Source organism: Streptomyces sp. NBC_01003 (assembly GCF_045162695.1).
GTDB lineage: Bacteria > Actinomycetota > Actinomycetes > Streptomycetales > Streptomycetaceae > Streptomyces.
In genome coordinates this window covers 1,956,726-1,977,223 of sequence record NZ_CP108707.1, presented here as the reverse complement: position 1 = coordinate 1,977,223, position 20,498 = coordinate 1,956,726, and the positions used below count along the sequence as shown (strand labels likewise).

21 protein-coding genes, 1 tRNA gene and 2 pseudogenes are annotated in these 20,498 nt (G+C 67.2%); 10 read left to right on the top strand and 14 right to left on the bottom strand.

Annotated features, from left to right (window positions below):
* Positions 1-11: 11 nt before the first annotated feature.
* A pseudogene (locus OG698_RS09320) lies at positions 12-395 on the bottom strand (integrase); the annotation flags it as partial.
* A 471-nt stretch (positions 396-866) separates the two neighbouring features.
* Between OG698_RS09320 and OG698_RS09315 the strand changes: the two are divergent.
* Complete coding sequence (locus OG698_RS09315) at positions 867-1,613, top strand: phosphotransferase family protein (protein ID WP_406102567.1); 747 nt, start codon at positions 867-869, stop codon at positions 1,611-1,613.
* A gap of 33 nt (positions 1,614-1,646) precedes the next feature.
* Here OG698_RS09315 and OG698_RS09310 read toward each other — a convergent pair whose 3' ends face one another.
* Positions 1,647-1,970 carry a transposase gene (locus OG698_RS09310; protein WP_406102566.1) on the bottom strand — a complete coding sequence of 108 codons (324 nt, stop codon included), beginning with the start codon at positions 1,968-1,970 and terminating at the stop codon, positions 1,647-1,649.
* 403 nt (positions 1,971-2,373) lie between these two features.
* On the opposite strand from OG698_RS09310, the gene OG698_RS09305 reads away from it, so the two are divergent.
* The 3 genes from OG698_RS09305 (at position 2,374) to OG698_RS09295 (ending at position 3,930) form a co-directional block, all read left to right on the top strand.
* The gene (locus tag OG698_RS09305; RefSeq protein WP_406102565.1) at positions 2,374-2,883 is read left to right on the top strand and encodes a transglycosylase SLT domain-containing protein; all 510 of its coding nucleotides are present in this window, start codon (positions 2,374-2,376) and stop codon (positions 2,881-2,883) included.
* A gap of 73 nt (positions 2,884-2,956) precedes the next feature.
* Entirely contained in the window at positions 2,957-3,358 is a 402-nt protein-coding gene (locus tag OG698_RS09300; RefSeq protein WP_406102564.1) for a hypothetical protein, read from the top strand.
* Positions 3,359-3,411: 53 nt separating this feature from the next.
* Positions 3,412-3,930, top strand: a complete 519-nt coding sequence (locus tag OG698_RS09295) for a hypothetical protein (protein WP_406102563.1) — start codon at positions 3,412-3,414, stop codon at positions 3,928-3,930.
* Between the two features lie 35 nt (positions 3,931-3,965).
* Here the strand turns inward: OG698_RS09295 and OG698_RS09290 are convergent.
* The 4 genes and pseudogenes from OG698_RS09290 to OG698_RS09275 all read right to left on the bottom strand — a co-directional run.
* Positions 3,966-4,288 (bottom strand): annotated as a pseudogene (locus tag OG698_RS09290) (transposase); the annotation flags it as partial.
* A 380-nt stretch (positions 4,289-4,668) separates the two neighbouring features.
* Positions 4,669-6,126: a multicopper oxidase family protein gene (locus OG698_RS09285; RefSeq protein ID WP_406102562.1), complete on the bottom strand. Its 1,458-nt coding sequence runs from the start codon at positions 6,124-6,126 to the stop codon at positions 4,669-4,671.
* Positions 6,127-6,537: 411 nt separating this feature from the next.
* On the bottom strand, positions 6,538-7,485 hold the full coding sequence (locus OG698_RS09280) for an NAD(P)-dependent oxidoreductase (RefSeq protein WP_406102560.1): 948 nt from the start codon (positions 7,483-7,485) through the stop codon (positions 6,538-6,540).
* A gap of 201 nt (positions 7,486-7,686) precedes the next feature.
* The gene (locus OG698_RS09275; protein WP_406110933.1) at positions 7,687-8,622 is read right to left on the bottom strand and encodes an NAD(P)-dependent oxidoreductase; all 936 of its coding nucleotides are present in this window, start codon (positions 8,620-8,622) and stop codon (positions 7,687-7,689) included.
* Between the two features lie 8 nt (positions 8,623-8,630).
* On the opposite strand from OG698_RS09275, the gene OG698_RS09270 reads away from it, so the two are divergent.
* A complete protein-coding gene (locus OG698_RS09270; protein WP_406102558.1) occupies positions 8,631-9,119 on the top strand; it encodes a hypothetical protein in 489 nt (162 codons plus the stop codon).
* 93 nt (positions 9,120-9,212) lie between these two features.
* Positions 9,213-10,712 (top strand): MFS transporter, encoded by a 1,500-nt coding sequence (locus tag OG698_RS09265; protein WP_406110931.1) that lies wholly within the window; start codon positions 9,213-9,215, stop codon positions 10,710-10,712.
* A gap of 260 nt (positions 10,713-10,972) precedes the next feature.
* On the opposite strand, the gene OG698_RS09260 is transcribed toward OG698_RS09265, so the two are convergent.
* Positions 10,973-11,536 (bottom strand): hypothetical protein, encoded by a 564-nt coding sequence (locus OG698_RS09260; RefSeq protein WP_406102556.1) that lies wholly within the window; start codon positions 11,534-11,536, stop codon positions 10,973-10,975.
* 317 nt (positions 11,537-11,853) lie between these two features.
* Here OG698_RS09260 and OG698_RS09255 point away from each other — a divergent pair, with 317 nt between their 5' ends.
* Positions 11,854-12,261 carry an STAS domain-containing protein gene (locus tag OG698_RS09255; RefSeq protein ID WP_406102555.1) on the top strand — a complete coding sequence of 136 codons (408 nt, stop codon included), beginning with the start codon at positions 11,854-11,856 and terminating at the stop codon, positions 12,259-12,261.
* A 390-nt stretch (positions 12,262-12,651) separates the two neighbouring features.
* On the opposite strand, the gene OG698_RS09250 is transcribed toward OG698_RS09255, so the two are convergent.
* The 4 genes from OG698_RS09250 to OG698_RS09235 form a co-directional block, all read right to left on the bottom strand.
* On the bottom strand, positions 12,652-12,825 hold the full coding sequence (locus tag OG698_RS09250; protein ID WP_406102537.1) for a hypothetical protein: 174 nt from the start codon (positions 12,823-12,825) through the stop codon (positions 12,652-12,654).
* Positions 12,826-13,021: 196 nt separating this feature from the next.
* Complete coding sequence (locus OG698_RS09245; protein ID WP_406102553.1) at positions 13,022-13,639, bottom strand: integrase core domain-containing protein; 618 nt, start codon at positions 13,637-13,639, stop codon at positions 13,022-13,024.
* 56 nt (positions 13,640-13,695) lie between these two features.
* The gene (locus OG698_RS09240) at positions 13,696-13,911 is read right to left on the bottom strand and encodes a hypothetical protein (protein WP_406102551.1); all 216 of its coding nucleotides are present in this window, start codon (positions 13,909-13,911) and stop codon (positions 13,696-13,698) included.
* 21 nt (positions 13,912-13,932) lie between these two features.
* The gene (locus OG698_RS09235) at positions 13,933-14,628 is read right to left on the bottom strand and encodes a restriction endonuclease (RefSeq protein ID WP_406102549.1); all 696 of its coding nucleotides are present in this window, start codon (positions 14,626-14,628) and stop codon (positions 13,933-13,935) included.
* Positions 14,629-15,183: 555 nt separating this feature from the next.
* On the opposite strand from OG698_RS09235, the gene OG698_RS09230 reads away from it, so the two are divergent.
* On the top strand, positions 15,184-16,356 hold the full coding sequence (locus tag OG698_RS09230; protein ID WP_406102548.1) for an RNA-guided endonuclease InsQ/TnpB family protein: 1,173 nt from the start codon (positions 15,184-15,186) through the stop codon (positions 16,354-16,356).
* A gap of 296 nt (positions 16,357-16,652) precedes the next feature.
* On the opposite strand, the gene OG698_RS09225 is transcribed toward OG698_RS09230, so the two are convergent.
* The gene (locus OG698_RS09225; protein WP_406102547.1) at positions 16,653-17,054 is read right to left on the bottom strand and encodes a hypothetical protein; all 402 of its coding nucleotides are present in this window, start codon (positions 17,052-17,054) and stop codon (positions 16,653-16,655) included.
* A gap of 477 nt (positions 17,055-17,531) precedes the next feature.
* Here OG698_RS09225 and OG698_RS09220 point away from each other — a divergent pair, with 477 nt between their 5' ends.
* A complete protein-coding gene (locus tag OG698_RS09220; protein WP_406102546.1) occupies positions 17,532-17,891 on the top strand; it encodes a hypothetical protein in 360 nt (119 codons plus the stop codon).
* Positions 17,892-18,691: 800 nt separating this feature from the next.
* On the opposite strand, the gene OG698_RS09215 is transcribed toward OG698_RS09220, so the two are convergent.
* Together OG698_RS09215 and OG698_RS09210 are read right to left on the bottom strand one after the other, a co-directional pair.
* Positions 18,692-18,766: transfer RNA gene (locus OG698_RS09215), tRNA-Trp, on the bottom strand.
* A 308-nt stretch (positions 18,767-19,074) separates the two neighbouring features.
* Entirely contained in the window at positions 19,075-19,650 is a 576-nt protein-coding gene (locus OG698_RS09210; protein WP_406102545.1) for a hypothetical protein, read from the bottom strand.
* A 262-nt stretch (positions 19,651-19,912) separates the two neighbouring features.
* Here OG698_RS09210 and OG698_RS09205 point away from each other — a divergent pair, with 262 nt between their 5' ends.
* Entirely contained in the window at positions 19,913-20,101 is a 189-nt protein-coding gene (locus OG698_RS09205) for a hypothetical protein (RefSeq protein WP_406102543.1), read from the top strand.
* The last annotated feature ends 397 nt before the right edge of the window (positions 20,102-20,498 follow it).

Genomic DNA, 20,498 nt, shown 5'->3' with positions numbered 1-20,498 from the left:
TATTCATCGGCCGCGGTGGCACCGAGGATCCGGATGCGCCGGGTGGCGTGCTCGATGACGGCGAAGACGTGCAGATGCGCCCCGGTCAGGGTGCGGGTCTCGAAGAAGGCGCACGCGAGCAGCGCGTCGGCCTGGCTGCGCAGGAAGTCGGCCCAGGTCGTGCTCGCGCGTTCCGGCGCGGGCGGGATGCCGTGCTCGCGAAGGATCTCCGGACGGTGGCGTCGGCGACCTTGATGCCCAAGGCTGCGAGTTCGCCGTGGTTCCGGCGATACCCTCACGAGCTGTTCTCCCGGGCCGAGCGCAGGACGAGGCTGCGGATCGAGCGGACGCTGGGGTGGGCAGCCGCATCGTTTCGGCACGCAGGTCGCGGCATGGCGCCGCTTGAGCAGGTCACGGAGACAGCGGGGGAGCGACGGGCACAGCCGCAGATCGGTGATGAAGGTCGTGACCTGGCCGGTTGAACTATCGGCACCTGTAGTGCCGAAAATTCGGCGGCAGATGACGCCAGGCGCATCCGCTGGTCAGCGCGTACACCACCGCCGTGAACACGGCCCGTTCGCCACGCGGCGCGGTTCAGCCACCGTGCGGGCGAGCGGTGAATGACGGCAGCAACGGGGCGACCTGGCCCCAGAGTTCTTCGGGAACCAGACGCTTCGACAGATCAGCATCCGCGACCGGCATCATGTCGCACGCCGCTATGCCACGTGAGACACACTCTAAGGACTCCCAACAGAAGTGGTGGACTTGACCTGGTCAGAGGTCGGTGTCGCGCGCGAGGCCGCCGGGTATCGGGACGCAGTCAGCCGCGTAATCGCACGCGACAAACCCGGCGACGTCGGCGATCATCCCCGGGATACTGGTCGCCCATGGATGAGGTCAAAGTCGTTGTCGCCCATTCCGAGCGTGCGACCCTGCGCGTCGGCGACGTGTTCCTGAAGGTGGACGCCGATCAGGCGCGCATCGACGTCGAGGTCGATGCGATGTCCCTCGCGCCGGTCCCGACCCCGGAGGTCCTGTGGCGCAAGCCGCCCGTGCTCGCGATCGCCGCACTCCCGGGGACGACGCTTGGGCGCCTCGGCGAGCCGTCGACCGCGTCCCCGGCGGCGTGGGCCGCGGCGGGCGCCGCCATCCGGAAGCTGCACGACGCGCCCCTGCCGCCCCGGCCCGGCCGGGCCGGCCGGAGCGTCGTCGCGCTGGCGGCGGAACTCGACGACGAGTGCGAGTCGCTCGTGACGAACGGCGTCCTTCCTGCCGACGTGGTCACCCGCAACCGCCAGGTCGCCGAGGCCGCGCTCCGGCCGTGGACTCCGGCGTTCACGCACGGCGACCTGCAGATCGCGCACGTCTTCGTCGACGGTGACGAGGTCACGGGCATCATCGACTGGTCCGAGGCGGGCCAGGGTGATGCCCTGTACGACCTCGCCACCTTCACGCTCGGACACGAGGAGCATCTCGACGACGTCGTCGCCGGCTATGGCACCGACATCGACCTCGACGTGATCCACGCGTGGTGGTCGTTGCGAAGCCTGCTGGCAGTTCGCTGGCTGATCGAGCACGGCTTCGACCCGTTCGCGCCGGGCTGTGAGGTCGACGTGCTGAGATCCCGTATGTGAGGCTGCGCGGGCCCAACTGCTACGAATGCGTTCTCACGCATCGAGCAGGCCATCCCCTGGGGCGCATCGCCTGCCCCTACTCTCGCCAAAGTGCGGTGCGCGCTTTTGGGCCCGCCGGGCCGCCCGGACGTGGGAAGAGTCGATCACCGCCCGGGACCAGTCCAGCTGGTTCTTCGACCGCAGTTCCTTCAGCAGCACCGCGTGGAGTTGGTCCCACACGCCGGCCTCGTTCCGGGCGGCCAGGCGCCGCCAGCAGGTCATGCCTGATCCGAAGCCCAACTCCTGGGGCGGGTACTCCCATTGGATGCCGGTGTGCAGGACGAACAGGATCCCGCAGAACGCTTGCCGATCCGGCACCCGCGGTCCGCCCTCAACCAGCTTCGGGCCCGGCTTGGGCCTCCGAACCGGGCTGAGCGCGTGACCTGGGTAACGCGGAGGGGGGTCGGGCCTGTGAAGCACCCCATAGGAGCCAGATCACATACTAAAGGTGGTAGTAGCCGGTGGGGCCGCCCGAGGTGCATAGAAGGCGCCCTATCCGGTCATTTCGGACATTCCTCCGTAGTGGGGTAGTACGTCACATCCTTGCGCCCCCTCACGGGCATCGCTAACTATGGCTGTCGTCCCGGAGAACGGGTCGGAGCACGAGCGAAGTCGCTCGCTCCGGACTCCCGGGTCAGGACGCGGATCCCGACTCCGCTCCAGGCGCCACCACACCGGCCGGCGCCGCACGATGTCCCCGAACATGAAGAGGTAATCCCGTATGGCCTTCTCCACCCCGATCACCGCTGCCGCCCGCCCCACCCGCTTCAAGCGCACCACCGTCACGGTCCTGGCCGCCGCCGGTCTCGCGGGCGCGGCACTGACCTTCGCCCCGTCCCCCGCGCAGGCCGCCGAGCCCGCCGCGACGCCGAAGTCCGCTCACTCCGTGTCGACCAAGGCGGCCACCGACGGGAACAACGTCGACGGCTGGATCAACGAAGCCCTCAAGGTCATGAAGGCCAAGGGCATCCCCGGCTCCTACGAGGGTCTGAAGCGCAACATCATGCGTGAGTCCTCCGGCAACCCGAACGCCGTGAACGGCTACGACGTGAACGCGGTCAACGGCACCCCGTCCAAGGGCCTGCTGCAGGTCATCCAGCCGACCTTCGACGCCTACCACGTCGCCGGCACCGCCAAGAGCCTGACGGACCCGGTCGCCAACATCACCGCGGCCGCCAACTACGCCGCCGACCGGTACGGCTCCATCGACAACGTCGACTCCGCGTACTGAGTCGTCGTCACCGCACGCACACGCCGTAACTGATCCACGGCACATCTCAACCCTCGAACGGAGGGCAGCGCCCATGCCGCACACCAGCGGAGACGAAGGGCACGCGCCCTCAGACGACGTCCTTGAACACCCCGGCTACGGGTCCGCGAACCTGCACCGCTCACGCGGCAGGTCACGCAGGAAACGGCTGCGCGTCATCACCGCGACCAAGACCGTGAGCGCCGACTCCGGTCTCGCGTCCGCGGACAAGCTGCTCGGCCTGGCGAAGGACCTGAAGGGCATCAGCCCCGACCACATGAACATGGTCACGCTGCCGGTCCGCTACGACGCCGAGGACGCCGGCCGCGTCCTGCCGCTGGCCAAGGCGTCCCACCAGGTCTGGCAGGCCCTGCGCGACGACCGTCCGATCCCGAAGTCCGCGACCGAGAACTCGGTCGCCGCACGGACCGACTCACCGGTGTCCGCCGGCGCCTAGGGCCTGTCCGGTGAGTCGGCAGGATCCCCTTGCTCGCCTTCTAGGCTGGCGCCATGGACAACGGGCTCGCTCACGAGGAAAGCGTCTTCATCAACTTTCGACGCTACGTCCCGGATCCGAACGAGCACGGTTTTCGGTGGGTCGACATCAAGCAGCTCCGCTTCTCTGCGGAGTCGTTGGACGATAGAGGGATGCTTGCTGCACTGATTGGGCATGAGCAGTTCCGGGACGACTATGCAGGTGGTGGAGTGCTGCCGGACGGGCCCCGGCACGGTCCATATTGGCTGCGGTTGATCACTCCCGACCTGTACGAGCCCGTCAGCCAGGAGAAGACCGTGGAGATCCTGCGGGAGTGGGTGGATCCGCTCTGGGACGTGCCCACCGAGCTGGAGGCAGATCTCCAGCGGGAGGTGTTCGCCCGCCTGGCCGCAGCCGATGGCATCTACTACCTCAGCGAGCTCGGTGATGAGGCGATTCATGACTGGGGACGCGTGCACGACTACTTCCACGAGTTCGTGCTCGTCGACCGCTCGGCTGGGCGGATCACGCTCATCGTCGCCGCCGACGACTGAGGCAACCACCGGGGCGTCCGCTGCGGTGGCTGATATCAGTAGCGGAGCCACAACCGAATCGCCGCAGGAGTGACCGTGCCGTGGAAGACGCAGGCCCTCTTGTCGTAGCGAGTCGCCACGGCTCTGGAGCCTTGAGCGCGTTGAAGCAACGCTCGACTTCGTTCCTCCTTCTGTAGGTAGTGCCGTCGAAGCCGGTCGGCCGCCCACCGTGGCTACCGCGCCGTTGGCGGTTGACCTTCTGGTTCTTGGGCTCAGGGATGGTGTGCTTGATCTGGCGTCGCCGCAGGTAGCGGCGGTTCCGGCGAGAGCTGTACGCCTTGTCGCCACACACGTGGTCCGGTCGCGTCCGCGGGTGACCCACGCCCGCCATGTCCTCGATGCGTACGGCCGGCACTACAACGGTCATCGCCCTCACCAGGCTCGCCGACAGCTCCTTCCCTCGCCCGGGAGCATCCGACGCCCATGGCCGCCCCGTCCGCTCACCGGGTGCTACGCCCCCGAATGCTCGGCGGCGTGATCAACGAGTACAGATATGCCGCCTGACCAGGGGTGATGAGTTTCCGAACGGCGCACGATGCGTACAGTCCGAGGGGCACCGAACCCGCGATGCGGGGAGCGAGCCCGCAAATGACGGGCACGCGCCTGACGTTGTGGCGGGCCGTCGTCACGGCGATCTCGCCCGTCCGACGTCGGCGCCGATGCTGACCGCTTGGCCCCGGCGGTACGGGCGTCGGCACGTTACTTGACGATCTCCAGCACCGCCATCATGCCCGCGTCCTCATGGTTGAGGATGTGGCAGTGAAGCACGGTCTTGCCGGTGTAGTTCCTGAAGTGGGTCCGGACGACGATCTTCCCCTTGGCGGGCACGCTCGCCGTGTCCTGCAAGCCGTGGCCGTTGTGCGGTCGGCCGTTGATGCTCATCAACTGGAATTTGTTGACGTGCACGTGGAACGAGTGTTCCTCGTTGCTGTCGTTGCGCACGGTCCACTCCTCGACCGTGTTCAGCTTGGACCGGACGTCCACCCGGTTCGGATCGAACTGCTTGCCGTTGATGTAGAACTTGCTGCCGTCCTTGTTCTCGGAGAACACGAGGGTGCGCCGGGCGGCGATCGCCGAGTGGCTCAGGTCCGCGACCGGCGCGAAGGCTGAGGTGGGCAGGGCCGCCGGGTGCGCGGAAGGTCCTTCGGAGACCAGGGTTGCCAGGGTCGCCTGCGGGAACTTGTTGCCGGCCGGCCCGGTGTTGTATGCGAGCGTCTGCAGCTGGGTACGGCCGGTCGGACCGCCCTGTACGAGCACGTCGAAGCGCGCGCCTGCCGCGAGCAGGAGCGAGTCGGCCGTCCAGATCCGGTCGACGGGGGTGCCGTCGTGGGCGATCACATGGAACCGCTGACCCTGCAGGTGGATCTTGTAGTAGATGTTGGCGCTGATGTTGGCCAGCCGCCACAGCTGGGTCTCACCCGGCCGGATGCGGATGGTCGGGTTCAGCTGACCGTTGACGGTGCGATTGGTGGACGCGCCGATGTGCAGGTTCTGGGTCCGGACCGCATCACCCTGGACCTGGAAGTCCTTGAGCCCGATGACGTGCTCGGTGATGTGGCGCAACTTCGCCGGCAGGTACTCCTGCAGCCCGTCGACGATCAGGACGCCCGACATGCCCCCGGCGACCTGCGGTGCCGAGATCGAGTGTGCATGTGAGTGGTACCAGTAGGTGCCGGGCCGCAGGGTGTTCGGAAACTGGTAAGCGTAGTGAAACGTCTGGCCGGGATGGATATGGACGAAGATGTTGTCGGAGTTGCCGCTCGGCGACACATGAAGTCCGTGAACATGCAGATTGGTGAACTCGTTCAGCGAGTTCTTCATCGACAGGTCCACCTTGTCCCCCGGCCGGATGCGCAGCGTGGGAGGCATGTAACTGCCGTTGTAGGTGAGGGCCCACAGCTTGCGGCCACCCACCTCGACCTTTCGCCTCTCGACGACGAGTCCCACCCGCAGGACCCCGTTGCGGCTCACCATCTGCGCCGGCTCCTTCAGCGGCGCGCCCTGCGCAACCGCCGGCGACTGCAGGGGGGCAGCCACCGTCTGCGCCTGCGCCGGTTCCCGCTCCGGCGGCTGCTCGCCGGAACAGCCACCGACCAGGAGGGCGATGACGACAACGACGGCAGTGGCCAGTTCGGGCAGCTTGAACCGAGACCGCATTACCTCTCCACTCCTGGGACTCCCACATCGCACGTAGGTCACTCCCAGCAAGCACGTGATCCCGCCTGTGCGCTACCCCGGTGGGGCGTTCGCGCGACACAGCCACCCCCGATGTACGGAGGTCGCCCGGGGCTGCGGGCGCGGACGACGGTCCACTGGGGTGTGGGCATTCCTGCGGTTGGGATCCGCCGAATCCGGAGGATGCGGAGACCGCGGGCCTGATCAACCGCGGATGCCGGGCAGACCGAATGCATCACTGCTGGCTGAAGGTGGTCTTCATAACCCTGACTGGCTGCATGTGCGTCGAAGGGAGCCCCTGTCCCGTGTCCACCTCGATCATCGTCGGAGCAAACGGCTCCCTGGGACGCGTTCTGGCACAGCGACTCGCCGACCGCGGCGACACCGTCGTCATCAGGTCTGCGGTGACAGACCGTCGTCCACTGGCACGTTCTGGGCTTCCAGCGTGATGCCGGAATTCCTGGCCTGCTCGAGGATCAAGGAGGCGAAGTCCTCTTCGACATGCCCCGCGCCGATGGCAGCCGCGACGAGCTGGGCGGTGGCGGCGGCGAGCGGCATCGGCACCTCCAGCTCGCGGGCCGCAGAGAGCCCCAGGTCGAGGTCCTTGCGCAGCAGCGGCATGGTGAACGTCGGCGTGAAGTCGAGGTTGACCAGCGCGGGCGACTTGTAGCGGGTGAAGACCGAGCCCATCACGGAGTCGTTGAGGAATTGCAGGAAGGCGGCGCGGCTGACACCGCCCTTCTCCGCGAGGATGGTGATCTCGGCGAGTGACTGGGTGACTACGCCGAGGAAGACGTTGTGCGCGATCTTGACGAGACGGGCGACTTCGCCCCCGCCGACGTAGGTCACCCCGCGCCCCAGCAGAGCCAGCAACGGCTCAGCCTGACCGAACACCTCGGGCGAGCCGGAGACCGCGACCGTCAGTTTGCCTGCGGTGATCACCTTCGGGTTCCCGCTCACCGTGGCGGCCAGGAAGTCGGTCCCACGCTTGGCGGCTTCGTCCCGGATCAGCGCGGACACCTGGGTGGACACCGTGGAGCAGTCGATCAGCACCCCCGGCGCAGCATCCGGCGAGGTCAGCACACCGCCGGGGCCCGTGGTGACCGCTTCCAGGGCAGCCGAGGCGGTCACCATGGTGAAGACGACGTCCCGGTCGGCCAGATCTACCGGCCGGTCGACGATCGTCGCTCCCCGTTCAGCCAGCGGTTCGGCCTTGGCGCGGGCCCTGTTGTAGACGGCTACGTCGTGCCCCGCATCCAGCAGCAAGGCAGCCAGCTGGAAGCCCATGCGGCCAACACCGATCCAGCCGATACGCGGGCGGTTCTTGGCGGCGATCGTCATTTCTGTACCTCGATCCTGGAAGGCGGCTCGACCGATGCGGCCCCGCAGCTGAGCGACCGGACGCGGTATACGACCGACGAGGAGCCGACGGGCGAGATCTCTTGCGGAAGCGTCTGACAGGTCGCCGTTGAACGCCGCCGCCCTGCTACTGCTCCGGTGACCCTCGTACGGCCGGGACCGGAACGACGGCCCGCAGGCGGACTACGACGGTGGCTTCCTGAGGTAGTCGACGGCGGCGAGGTCGTCGGTGTCGTGGCCGGCTGCGACGGTTGCTTCCAGGCGGTCTCGGACGACCTGAAGCAGAGCGCTGGGGGCGGCGGCTGCCGCGGCCAGCTCGATGTCCTTCAGGGCGAGCTGCACCGCGAATCCGGGGGCGTATGAGGCGTCGTCCATGACGCGCACTTTCTGCAACTCGTACGGCATGGCGAGCGGGCCCGCCTCAAGCACCCGGACGAACGTCGCGTGGTCGACACCGAGGGTGTCGCACAGCGCGAGGACGTCGCTCATGGCGACCGTCGAGGCAGCCATCCAGGCGTTGACCGCAAGCTTGACGGCGTTTCCCTCGACCCCCGTCCCGACGTGGAGCACGGACGAGCCGAGATCGTCGAGCAGGGGGCGCGCCCGTGCAAGGACGTCCTCGGGGCCGGCAACCAGCCAGACAAGCTTGCCCTGCCGTGCGGGAGCGGTGCTTCCCGAGACCGGTGCGTCGAGGTATGCGACACCGTGATCACGAGCCAGGCCGGCCAGCGCGTCGGCTTTCCGTGGCCCTACCGTGCTCGCCTGTACCCAGACGGCGTCGTTGTCGAGCCGGCCGATGGCATCTGACATGACCTCTGCGACCGCATCGCCGTCACGGAGCACCGTGAGGACGACGGATGCGCCGGAGACCGCATCGCCCACCGCGCTCACTGCCGTGACCCCGGTAGCGTGCTCCGCCGCCGCACGGGCCCTCTCCTCCGTACGGTTCCACAGCCGAACCTCGTGGCCACTCTCTCCGAGCCGCATCGCCATCGCGGCGCCGAGTGCGCCTGCTCCGAGAACAGCGACGGTGGAAGCGTGAGACATGGAAGATCCCTTTCTGGTTCCCCTTGTCCATCTTCCGCTGGCACCCGGGTCTTCCCTGGCAAGGAAACGCAGCGCCCTTCATGAGCAGTGAGCCGAACACCGGCGAGTCGGGCAGGACGGTGGCGTCCGCCGGCCTGGCCCCCGACCCGCTCGCGTTCCTCCATCCTGCGCAATGCCGCAGCCGCTCACCGAGCGCATTCACATCAGCGACACGTGATCGTGATGGCGCCTTCGACGGCGTGCGGCTGCTGGACGTCACCGGCCTGCCGCGTTCTCCACCACGGCGAACGCCTTCGGCAACCGCTACGTCGTACGAATCGTCTCCCCGGTCGGGCCGGCCCTGGCGCCAGGCCGCCGCCATGACCGCAAGATCGTGCCACCACGCCCATATTCAGGTGACGATGACTCCACTCGCCGTCACGATCAGTGATGATTGCCAATGGCAGATGGCCCTGCTGCTGTACCGCGGTAACTCCAGGTCTTTGGAGCTCTGGCAGTCAGCACGCCTGATTTCGGTGCCGGTTGGTGCTGATTTCCTCCCCCTGAGACCGGAAAACCGCAGGTCCTAGCTCTGATCGAATGAGTAGTCGTACCTATTCACGTGATGTCTGGCCTGCCGTGTGCACGGGCACTGGGTCGTGACTCCGTCGAAAGGAGCCCCCGTGGGACCGAGTGGGCGACCACCAGGCACGGCGCCGTCAGCAGGCCGGCCAGATCCGAGCCGGTGGCGGGCCTTGTGGGTCACGCTGGTGGCGGGCTTCATGATCCTGCTCGATGTGACGATCGTCGCGGTCGCGCTGCCCTCGATGCAAAGGGCTCTGGGCGCCTCCCCGGCCGCAGTGCAATGGGTGGTGTCCGGGTATGCGCTGACGTTCGCACTTGCGCTGGTGCCGGCCGGACGTCTTGGCGATGCGATCGGCCGACGCCGGATCTTCCTCGGAGCGCTCGCGGCCTTCGTCCTGTGCAGCGTCGCAGCGGGGGCGGCCCCGACGATCACCCTGCTCGTCATCGCCCGCATGGCGCAAGGAATCGCCGCCGGCTGCCTTGCGCCGCAGAATTCTGCGCTGATCCAACAGATGTTCACCGGAGCCGAGCGTGCTCGTGCCTTCGGGTTGTTCGGCGCCACTGTCGGCATTTCCAGTGCGGTCGGTCCGATCACCGGAGGCGTCATCCTCGCCTTGGCCACCGGACCCCAGGGCTGGCGCTGGATCTTCTTCGTCAACGTTCCCGTGGGTGCCGTGGCACTCGTACTCGGCCACCGGCTGCTGCCCCGCGTCGCCGCGGGCAAGAGGGGACACCTCGATCTGTCGGGCGTTGCCCTGATCGGTTGCGGTGTCCTGGCGGTCCTGCTGCCGTTGGTCCAAGCCGACTCCGGCGGCGTGCGCCGTCTGTGGTGGCTCTTCCCAGTAGGGGCACTGCTGCTGGTCGGCTTCGGGCGGTGGGAGCGCCGAGTCGCAGGCCAAGGCGGCGAACCGCTGCTGCATCCAAGGTTGATCACCGAAACCCGTGGCTATGCGACCGGTGCCAGCCTGGCGACGCTCTACTTCATGGGATTCAGCGGTGTGTGGATCGTGTTCGCACTGTTCTTCCAAAACGGCCTGGGCTATTCGCCGCTGCAGTCCGGACTGGCCGTGACACCGTTCGCGGTGGGCTCCGCGGGAGCGGCCGTCGTGGCCGGACGGCTTGTGGAGCGGACGGGCAGGCTGCTGACCGTGCTCGGCCTGGTCGGCGTCGTTGTCGGGCTCGCAGCGGCGGCGCTGCTGCTCAGGTTCGCCCCGTCATCGGTCGCCGTCTGGGCCGCTGTCCCCGCCCTCCTCGTGGGCGGTATCGGCAGTGGCTTCGTCATCTCCCCGAATGTCACGATGACGCTGCGGGATGTTCCGGTGCGGATGGCGGGCGCCGCCGGCGGTGCGCTGCAGACCGGACAGCGCCTGGGCGGGGCAGTGGGGACGGCCGCACTGCCCGGCACGTACTACCTGGTACTGACCTCAAGCGGGGGCGACTACCGGCTGGCCGTGGCAGCGTCCGTCGGCGTCGGCATCGCCGCCGTCTTGGCGGCGTTGGGCATCGCGCTGATCGAGTGGCGTAACGACCGTGGCGCAACAGCGGCCCCGTGCCCGCCCGAAGTCGTCCGCGGGCACTGTCATGCCACCCAAAGCTGAGACTGGTCGGACTCCGACCCGGACAGCGGTCTTCGGCTCAGGCTGGAGCAGACAGCGCCGATCGCGCCTCTTCCACGGCACGGTCACCCTCGCCGCGATTCGGCTGTGGCTCCGTCAGCGGCTCCGTTCCGAAGCCTGCTACTTGTTGAGCAGAACGCACCGGACACAGGAGTCCAGTGCGGTGGTTACGTTCCCGGCCCCGGGGTGGAGGACCTTGACCTTCCAGACAGTCCCATTGTTCACCGGCATGCTCTGGGTCGTTACAACGCCTTGTTGAACCGCGATTCTCGGCGGCGGGGCGGTACCCCGCGTTCCATGACCGAGTTCGTGCGTGGCACCCGGGAGCCGGTGAGAACGGTTCGGATGCCGGTGTCGGCGAGGATCTCGTCAATGACTGCGGGGTACTTCGCGTCGCGGTCGCGGATGACGAACTTGGCCTTGGTGCCGGTGTCTTCCAGGTCCATGGTCAGGTTCTTGATCGCCTGGGTGACCCGGGTGGTGTTCGGGTGCGGGGTGGTGCCCAGGATGCGGACGCGGCGGGTGGCGTGCTCGATGGCGGCGAGGAGATGCCGGCGCCGCCCGGTCAGTGTGATGGTCTCGAGGAAGTCCATCGCCAGGAGGGCGTCGGCTTGGGAGCGCAGGAAGCCGGCCCAGTTGGTGCTGCTGCGTTGCGGTGCGGGGTCGATGCCGGCCGCGTGGAGGATCTCCCAGGCCGTGGACGGGGCGATCGGGTGGTTGAGGCGGGAGAGTTCGCCCTGTATCCGGAGGTGGCCCCAGTTGCTGTTCTCCCGGGCCAGGCGCAGGATGAAGTGTTCGAGCGGCACAGGGTCGGGACCAACCGCTTCGCAACGGGGGCGGAGCTGGTTACCCGCAAGCCGGGGCGGCCGACCGGTCTGGAAGGGCACCGTTATGGCCGAACAGATCGTCTTGGACGCCGCTAAGGATGTGGACCACAGCCGGGAGCTGCTCTCGCCGAGTGGCTGGCCAGGAGCCGGTGACCAGTGCGTGAGGCCAGTGGTGGCGGTCACCGCCGTTCACGCGAACTGGCGCTTGCGCAGGCCTTGATCGGGCAGGGGCCGGCCGTCTCCACCGCACGCTTCTGGGCATCCCACGCCGCCTGGAGACGTGAGGAGGGATGGCAATGCGAACGAACATCATCCGGCACGAGAACATGATGGTGAGTTACGACGTGGTCAACGGCTGGACCGTCATCGAGGTCGACGGTGAGGTCGACGCCCACACTGCCCCCATGATCCGCGAAGGAGTGATCAAGCTCCTCAATGAGGGACACCGCCGTTTCGTCCTGGACCTGGGCTTTGTCACCTTCATGGATTCGATGGGGCTGGGCATGATCGTGGCGGTCACCAAGCGCCTCCGTGAACACGAAGGCGCACTGCGTATCGCGGCCGCCTCCAGCCGGGTACTGAAGATCTTCGACCTGAGCGGCATGCGCGAGAGCTACGAAATCCTCCCCTCGGCGGCGGAAGCGACGGCGTCTGCTCCCTTGCCTGGCAGCCTCGAGCACTGGCCGCATCCATCCTCCGGCTGAGGAGGGCGCCACTGTGTGTCGGGTGTGCGGCAACTTGGGGGTCTCGGCAGCCCACCGTCAGAGAGACCCGGCACCGGAGGACGCTGGGCATGGGCCCGTCAGCGTGCCGGGCCGTCCGAGGGGGCGGACCCACTGGGTCTGGTCCGCAAGATCGTGCACGACTACTGGGTCGACCACTACCGCCGCCAGGCCCGCCACTCAGTCTTTTCGCTTCAAGCAAGGACTTCGGCAGACGCGAGCGACCTGGTCGCGGAATTCGGCGACATTGATTACCTCGACCTCGACCATGTCTGCCCGGGATGCCGGCTGCCGCTGCTGTCGCAGGAATCCAGGAGCCCGCCGTTGCACCTTGGTTCGGTGCAACGGCGGGCCGTGTCGGCGGGGGTGTTACTACAGCTCCCGCTCGATCTGGTGCTCGCTGATCTTGTCCTCGCTCAGGGTCGCCTCGTTCTGGACGGCGTAGCGAGCCTGCGCCCCGCTGCCCTCGGTGCTGCGGATCTCGCCCCGCTGAAGCTCGTCCTGCTGGTCCCGGTACTCCACGTGCTGTCCCTTGCGGTAAGGCATGGGGATCTCCAAATCTTGTGTGGGTCGACGAGGGCCGGCCCCGCGCGTTCGGCAGCGGGCGCCCCGCCCTCTCGGCGCCCGCGACTATCGCCAGGCGCACTCAACAGCCCACCCCCAACTCGGTCCTACGGCAATCACTACGGGCCGAATGGATGATGCTTCGCCCTGTGGGTGCCGGAAAGTTGGTCCATGCAGGTCATGCAGGATGTCGGTACTCGTGGAGGTCGCCGCTGAGGCGGTCGTGTCGGCGTATTGCGAAGGCTGGCGATTCGCTCGGGTTCGAGCGGTTGGGGGAGAGGGGGAGCGGAGTGGCCGTCTGGAGCGATCGGTGGGTGCGGTGCTCGTTGTAATGGAGCTCGTAGGCGCGTAGGGCGTGGCGCAGGTGTTGCTCGTTCCTGATGGGGGTGTGGTCGAGGAGCCCTCGGCGGTGGGTGCGCACCCAGCGTTCCATGATCGAGTTCGTGCAGGGCATGCGTATGCCGGTGAGGACGGTGAGGATGCCGGCGTCGGCGAGGATCTCGTCGATGAGGGCGGGGTGCTTCGCATCGCGGTCGCGGATGAGGAACTTCCCGCGGATGCCTACGTCTTGAACATCCGTCGCGAGGTTCTTGATCGTCTGGGTGACCCAGTCGGCTGCGGGGTGCGCGGTGGTGCCGGTACAGGGGCGCCTCCGTGGCCCGGAGCGGTTCTTCCTCCAGGGCGTCGTACGTTGACCATGCCATTCGGCAGCGCACCAGTCCTTCCGGGGATATTCCTGTCTACCCCGGCGAACTGGTGAAAGTCTGGCCAGATATGCCCGGTAGGCGGGTCGCACTCGTCGCGCCCCGCCAATAGGTCGTCACCGCTCCCGTGGTGGTGCGGTCCGGGATCTCATGGGCTGGCGGACGCAGAGATGTTCTTCACGACATCACCCAGGACATCGAGGATTCCCTGGCCGAACTCGGTCGGCGCGATCAGCACGCCGAATACCAGCACGATGGACACGGTCAGCCACTGGTCGGATCGGCTTCGGGCCTGCACACGGCGGCGTATGCGGAAGTAGATGATCACGGCAAGCAGGACCGCCACGTTGAGCGTCAGGATCACTGGGCCAACTCCCCCCTCTGGTCAGGACAGTGCCGTCGGGCGGCGTGGCGGTGGGATGCGATCGAGCAGGTCCCACAGCGGCCGTGACCCTGCGGCCCATTCGCCCAGAACGCGACGGTCGACCAGGTGAATACGGTGCTCCCGGCCCCATGGGACGGCCTTCGAGGAGAAGCGGCCATTGGTGAGGACGACCGCGATGTCCGCGCCGTGGACCTGTCGGGCAGTGCCGTTGACCTGTTGCAGCACCCCGACGCCGACGGCCGAGCCGCGGTCCCCGTCGCGGCGGTGCTTGCACTGGATTGCCCAGATGCGTCCGGCCGGGTCGGTTGCCCGTACGTCGCAGGCGTCGTCGCCGGCGCCGCCGATCTGCTCGGCCGTGCAGCCGTCTCGGCGCATCAAGTCCCTTATGGCGAACTCGAATGCGCGGTGGTCCAGGGCGTCAAACTCGGCGATGCGCATCCGCAGGGCCTGGGCGCGCAAGCGTTGCCACTCGGCTCGCTGTCGGACCTGCTGGAGCCAGAAGCCGCCAGCGACCGAGGCAATCACGGCCACAAGGACGAGGAGCCACCAATGAGCGAGCAGCCACTGCACGGCGGCAACCGCCAGGCCGACTGCCACGACAGCGCCGACCAGCAGAGCGATCTGCTCGTCCTGCCTTTTGGAGCGACGGGTCGGACGGCGGCCGACGTCGCGCTGTGTGGGGCGACGGCGGCTCATCTGGCCGTTCCCCATGGGGCGGGGGCGGTAGCAGTGGCGTTTTGCGGCGAACGCTTGGCGTCACCACCGAACCTTGGTTCGCCGCGTATGTGTGCCTTCACCCGTGCCGTCATGATCGAAATCCCCCTCTGCCCAGATGCGTTGGCATGTCCTCGCGCAGGTCGTATGACAGCACGCGCCACTGACACGGCGTAAGGATGCGAGTGCACAGAGCAACGGAGTTTCGGCCAGTGAGTGCCGCTCATCCGTCCGTCTGAATGGAAGCGACTTGCGCGGTTGGTGGCAAAGTCGATCAACTTTCAGCCAATTCAGCGGGTTCTTGCGAGGAACTCCGGGCGTTCACGCCCGGGAGGAATCGCATCCACGGGGTGCGACGCGGAGCGTCGCCGTGATGTGCCGCAGGCCATGACGGCCGCGGAGCGGCCGGGAGGCGTTCCGGCGGAACGGGGCTACGGCGGTGTGCGCGTGGGAGGGCCGGAGCAGGTGTCGCTCGTTCGGGTGGGGCGGGGGCGAACGTGTGGTGGGTCTTCGTCCAGGTGTATAGGTTCGCTGCTCGTGAAGCTGGTGGTGAGGGTGAAGGTGCTGCCGACGCCCGTACAGGCGGCGGCACTTGAGGCGACCCTGCACGCCTGCAACGAGGCCGCCACGTGGGCCGCGTCCGTCGCCTTCGAGAAGGAGGCGCGACGTCCGCTGGAGCTCCGCAAGCACACCTATGCCGAGATCCGCTTCCGGTGGGGACTGGGCGCGCAGGCCGCCCAGCACGCGATCAAGAAGACCTGCGATGCCTACACCACCCTGAAGGCGAACCTGCGTAACGGCCGGTACGGGCGGCCCGGCACGAAGCGGCACACTCGCGCCTCGGGCAAGCCGGTGGCTTTCCGGTCCGAGGCGGCGCAGCCTTACGACGACCGGATGCTGTCCTGGCAGCACGAGCAGCAAACGGTGTCGATCTGGAGCACGGCCGGCCGGCTGAAGAGCGTGGCGTTCACCGGGCAGGCCGAGCAGCTGGAAGTCCTGGCCGCGCACCGGCGGGGTGAGTCCGACCTGGTGTTCCAGGGCGGGAAATGGCTCCTGATCGCGACCTGCGAGATCCCCGAAGCCGCCCCGAACACTCACCCGGCCGGATTCCTCGGCGTCGACCTGGGCGTCGTGAACATCGCGGTCACCTCCGACGGCGAGCGCCACTGCGGGCGTCGGATCAACCGCAAGCGGGAACAGGATCGCAACCTGCGGTCCGAGCTGCAGAAGAAGAACACCAAGTCCGCCAGGCGGCGGGCGAAGAGGTACGCGGGCAAGGAAGCCCGGCGCGCCAAGGACATCAATCACAAGATCAGCAAAGGGATTGTGGCGGAGGCTGAACGCACCGGTCGCGGGATCGCCCTGGAGACACTCACGGGCATTCGCGAGCGGGCACGGCTGAGAAAGCCCCAACGTGCCACGCTCCACTCCTGGCCGTTCGCGCAACTCGGCTCGTTCATCGCCTACAAAGCGAGGAAGGCCGGAGTCCCAGTGGTGTATGTCGATCCGGCGTACGCCAGCCAGGAATGCTCGAAGTGTCATCACATTGCACGCGGCAACCGGCCCGCCCAGGCCGTCTTCTCGTGCCGGGTCTGCGGCTTCGTTGATCACGCAGACCACAACGCGTCCCACAACATCGCCCACCGCGGCTGGATGGCGTGGGTCTGTGGGGTCCAGTCAACAGCCCCTGAACTCACCCTCATCACGTGAGAACTGGACGCAGCCGAACCCATCACAGCCAGTGATGACTCGAGCAGCAAGCCCGGTCGTTTCACGACCGGGTAGTTGACAGTCAGACCAGCTCAACTGCGCATCTCGACTGTGGTGAACCGACGTTGACCGTGGTTGACCGCGCTACGTGGCACGCCTGTGGCACGCGCAGAGGGGCTACAGGCTTAGAAGGCGCCTGGACAGTGCGGGAGAGGGCACCGCCTGAACTGCTCACCTCGGCTTGCGCTGTTGGCCGGCGTGCTCGCTTTGACACGCATTCGGCACAGCGGCGTCGGCTACCAGTCACGCCACCGGTCCGTGAGTTCGTAGCGCCCCAAGCCATGTCGTGCGGTCAGAGCGACGACATCGACTCCCTTCTCGGTGAGGGCTTCGTCGATGTAGTGGCACAGCTGCTCACGTTCGTCCGTCTCGTAAGCGGCGTCGTCGTGCTCGTCGTTGACGGCGTTCAGGGCCAGGACAACACGCTGAACCGCAGCGAAGACACGCTTGTCGGAGGCGCCTTGGAGCGCTGAGATATCTGCTTCGAACGCATCCAGGACGCTGTCAGTGGCGGTGATCAGACTCTCCGGGAACAGTGCGGCCATGCACGCACAATCCGGATCCAGCGTGCCGGCAGCCAGCTCGCGTTGCTCCTTCGCTACGCCCTTGCGCCAACCTGTCGTAGGTCTTTCGCTCATGGGCGGACCGTACAGCTGGACACTGACAACGCTGATCCGCGATCGAACACGGCTCCGGAGGGCCATTGGGCCTGGGGCGTCGCTGCTGGTCACAGGGCCGCTTCTGTGTACTCGACGGCTGCCTGTCCACGGATAGTCCACGGGCACTGATGCCTACGCGCATGTGCCGGACCAGTGCTGCGGGACGGGCCGGGGCGGGGGCTGCTGCTGGTGGAGGCGCTCGCGGAAAGGTGGGTCGTAGGGGAGCGCGAACTCGGTGGGATCGTGAGGCGCAAGTTCACCCTGATGGACGGGGGAGCCACTGGTACGCGCGCGCGTGACGCCGACACACCAGGCGTCGGTTCCCGATTCAACGATTTTTCGCTACATAAGGTGCCCTAGATGGCGAGTCGGACGTAACGGCGCATTGCGGACGCGAATATGCATATGTCCGACCCAGGCAGGCGCATTAGGCACCTGCCGTGAAAGGAGCATGGAATGCAGGTTTCCCGTTTTGTCGCCGCGCTGGGCGTCGCGGGCGCCATCCTGGTGGGCGGCGCCACTGGCGCCAGCGCCGCCGCTGCGCCTTCGGTGGTATCTCCTGCCACGCACGACCGTGGAGACGGCCACGGCGACCACGACGGCCGTTGGGGTCACCACCGCGGCGACCGTGACGGCCGTTGGGGTCACCACCGCGGCGACCGTGACGGCCGTTGGGGTCACCACCGTGACGGCCGTTGGGGACACCACCGCGGCGACCGTGACGGCCGTTGGGGTCACCACCGCGGCGACCGTGACGGCCGTTGGGGTCACCACCGTGACGGCCGTTGGGGTCACGACCGCTACGACCACCGCTGACCGTCCTGGGGGTGCCCTTCCGCTGTTGGGGGAGGGCACCCCTTCCGCGTTCTCGCATGCCTTCGGCCGCATAGACACCCGCGGCTGGACGAGATCTATGATCCGCTCGATTCCGACCGCAGGGATCTGGGACCGCACATTGGTGTCGTGCAGGAGTTCAACGCCCGCCGGGTGCTGGACATCGCCTGCAGGGACGGGTGCGCGACACCCGCTTCAGGAGTTCGATCCGGGCTCGCTGCGGCTGGTGTTGTCACCTGGCGTGGCGGCCGAACAGAGCTGCCGGCGCACGCCCTCGTCCGGCGTCGTTGATGTCAGCGTTGGATGTCAGCGGAACAGTTCCGGCACGGGGCAGATCTCCAAGGGCTCGTTAGACCGATCTGCCCGGCGCCACCAGACGTGCCAGCGGGCACACCTCCACAGCGATCGGCAAGTCCGCCGACCGTCGTCCTCGCGCTTGGAGAGCACGAGTCCACCAGACCTCATCGGCTGGCTGCACTCAGGACAGGCCAGGACATCGCTGATCATGCGGCGCACCCTAACGAAAGGCGACCGTGCAGCCGTGCGGTATTGCAGCATGACCTCTTCGTTCCGAAGCAATGCGAGCGACTGTGCAACCTGCGGCCAAACCGGTCGTGACCTCGGCGGACCGTCCGCGAGCGTCAGTGATTGTGCGCCCTGTTACGGGACCGTTGTAGCGCAGTTGGACACTCAGCCGATCCCCACGCCGCGCATGACCCGTACCGCTGACGGGCCTCCTGGTGCCCGTGGGACGTGTACATGGACGCCGCAGCTGGGGCGGGCGAAGCCGGCCGGATTCGAACCGGCGTCCTCGCGGTTTTGGAGACCGCGCGCGACTACCTCTGCGCTACGACTTCGCCCGACTGGGATCCTAGTCCCGCCGGCCATGCGCGAGGCATACGGGCGCTCTTCGGCAGGACCCCCACACGCTTTCCAACTGTGTTGGCGGGGCGGCGGGCTGCGTGCGGGGGTGTACACCTGCGTTCATGGGCGGCTCGCCATCAACCCGGTCTCGGCTCCCGGTCTCGTCTGAACGATCGTGAACGGGGCTGAATGAGACGGAAACTGAGACGGGCTGGGTCAGAGGTCCGAGGTGCCCAACGTGCACGGATGAGGTCTGGCCGGCCGACTGGCGGCCCAGAGCGGTCGCGTGAAGCACCGTCCCTCAGAGCTTGCCTCCCACCAGGACCGTGCGATGGCCACCCAGCACGCGTGCGAAGCGTTCGAGGAAGCTGGGGCTGAACTCGGGCCAGTCCCAGAACTCGAAGCCCAGGTAGCCGAACGCGTAGTAGTCGTTGTCCCAAGTCCACGCGGTCAGGTCACCGGCTCGACTGCAGCGTGGACAGGTGACGGCAGCTCGGCCCGAGTCGCGCCAGGTGCCGATGGCCTTGTTGAAGGGCTCCCAGGCACCCTCGATCGTGTCCCACTCATCGGTATACAGGTCCACGTGGGCGGCGCAGTGAGGGCAGGCGGCGTACATGGCATCGCCCTGCCCGCCGTGGAAGACGGTTCGGCCTATCTCGACCTTGAGTCCGTCGCTCGGCTCCCAGTCCACTTGCCCGACCGCCTTGGCCCAGAGGGGACCCGGTGGGTGTCCCAGCGGGGCGCCGAGAACGCAATCGGTGCGCTCGGCGCGGACTATCCCTTCCTCGACGAGCCAGTCAAGGCCGCGGGCTGCCAGTGCTGTTGCGTCGGCCGGCGTGGCGTGGAGGTCGACGATGGTTTGGAAGTGGTTTCCCATGAGGAGGGAGAGTACGAGGCGCCACCGACAGTCAGCAGTTGAAAGCCTGATCGGGGATCTGAAGACCTGAGCTTGGGAAGCTGAGGTGATCTGGAGGCGGGATCTCCGACTGACCTGCGGCGGAGTGGGGTCGACGCATGGTGGGCAGGTCACTGTTGCCGGGTGTTAGCTTCCGGATCCAAGGGCGGGGCGCGCCTAGGATTCCCGTTAAAGATCAGCTCACGACAAACACGGTGATGCCGGACCAACGGGAGGGCGACAAATGGGCGTTTTCGTCTCCATCAGGGGGTGGCTGGAGTGCGACGAGCAGCAACTCGCCGCCGCCCGTCAGGTGATCGCGGACCATTCTGACGGGCACTACAGCGGCGGCTGGGGCTTTCCGGACCACCACTTCAATTGGACCTACTACGTCTTCTACGGCGGCGATGTTCGCGAGTCGGCCGTGAACTGATTCCTGGATCAACTGCGGTCCATAGCCGCCCTCCCTGCCTCCGACGAGGACGGGGACCGGGTTCTCGGACTCTTCGTGGTTAGTAGCGAGGTGGCTCCGCAAGTTGAGTGGCAGGTGCGGGGTGGATCTGTGATACCCCGGCCGACGGATGACCGACTTGCCTACCTAGCCGAATAGCACGGGCTGCGCGCTGCGGGCGACATTGCCTTGGGCGTTGGGGCGACACCCGCTTCAGGAGTTCGATCCATCCTGGTGCAGTAGGCCCGTCCTGCGGGCACTTGGGTCAGGGCGACCGCCGGTAGCCGCTGTTGTCCGTGGCTGTTGATGTCAGTGAGGGATGTCAGCAGAACAGCTCTGGCACCCGGCAGACCTCCAGCGGCTCTTCCCGCCGGTCGGC

What these genes read in the sequence shown, in the direction of transcription:
- OG698_RS09315 (WP_406102567.1), top strand. Translation starts at nt 867, where the DNA reads ATGGATGAGGTCAAAGTCGTTGTCGCCCATTCCGAGCGTGCGACCCTG.
- OG698_RS09305 (WP_406102565.1), top strand. Translation starts at nt 2,374, where the DNA reads ATGGCCTTCTCCACCCCGATCACCGCTGCCGCCCGCCCCACCCGCTTC.
- OG698_RS09300 (WP_406102564.1), top strand. Translation starts at nt 2,957, where the DNA reads ATGCCGCACACCAGCGGAGACGAAGGGCACGCGCCCTCAGACGACGTC.
- OG698_RS09295 (WP_406102563.1), top strand. Translation starts at nt 3,412, where the DNA reads ATGGACAACGGGCTCGCTCACGAGGAAAGCGTCTTCATCAACTTTCGA.
- OG698_RS09285 (WP_406102562.1), bottom strand. Translation starts at nt 6,126, where the DNA reads ATGCGGTCTCGGTTCAAGCTGCCCGAACTGGCCACTGCCGTCGTTGTC.
- OG698_RS09280 (WP_406102560.1), bottom strand. Translation starts at nt 7,485, where the DNA reads ATGACGATCGCCGCCAAGAACCGCCCGCGTATCGGCTGGATCGGTGTT.
- OG698_RS09270 (WP_406102558.1), top strand. Translation starts at nt 8,631, where the DNA reads ATGAGCAGTGAGCCGAACACCGGCGAGTCGGGCAGGACGGTGGCGTCC.
- OG698_RS09255 (WP_406102555.1), top strand. Translation starts at nt 11,854, where the DNA reads ATGCGAACGAACATCATCCGGCACGAGAACATGATGGTGAGTTACGAC.
- OG698_RS09250 (WP_406102537.1), bottom strand. Translation starts at nt 12,825, where the DNA reads ATGCCTTACCGCAAGGGACAGCACGTGGAGTACCGGGACCAGCAGGAC.
- OG698_RS09235 (WP_406102549.1), bottom strand. Translation starts at nt 14,628, where the DNA reads ATGAGCCGCCGTCGCCCCACACAGCGCGACGTCGGCCGCCGTCCGACC.
- OG698_RS09225 (WP_406102547.1), bottom strand. Translation starts at nt 17,054, where the DNA reads ATGAGCGAAAGACCTACGACAGGTTGGCGCAAGGGCGTAGCGAAGGAG.
- OG698_RS09220 (WP_406102546.1), top strand. Translation starts at nt 17,532, where the DNA reads ATGCAGGTTTCCCGTTTTGTCGCCGCGCTGGGCGTCGCGGGCGCCATC.
- OG698_RS09210 (WP_406102545.1), bottom strand. Translation starts at nt 19,650, where the DNA reads ATGGGAAACCACTTCCAAACCATCGTCGACCTCCACGCCACGCCGGCC.
- OG698_RS09205 (WP_406102543.1), top strand. Translation starts at nt 19,913, where the DNA reads ATGGGCGTTTTCGTCTCCATCAGGGGGTGGCTGGAGTGCGACGAGCAG.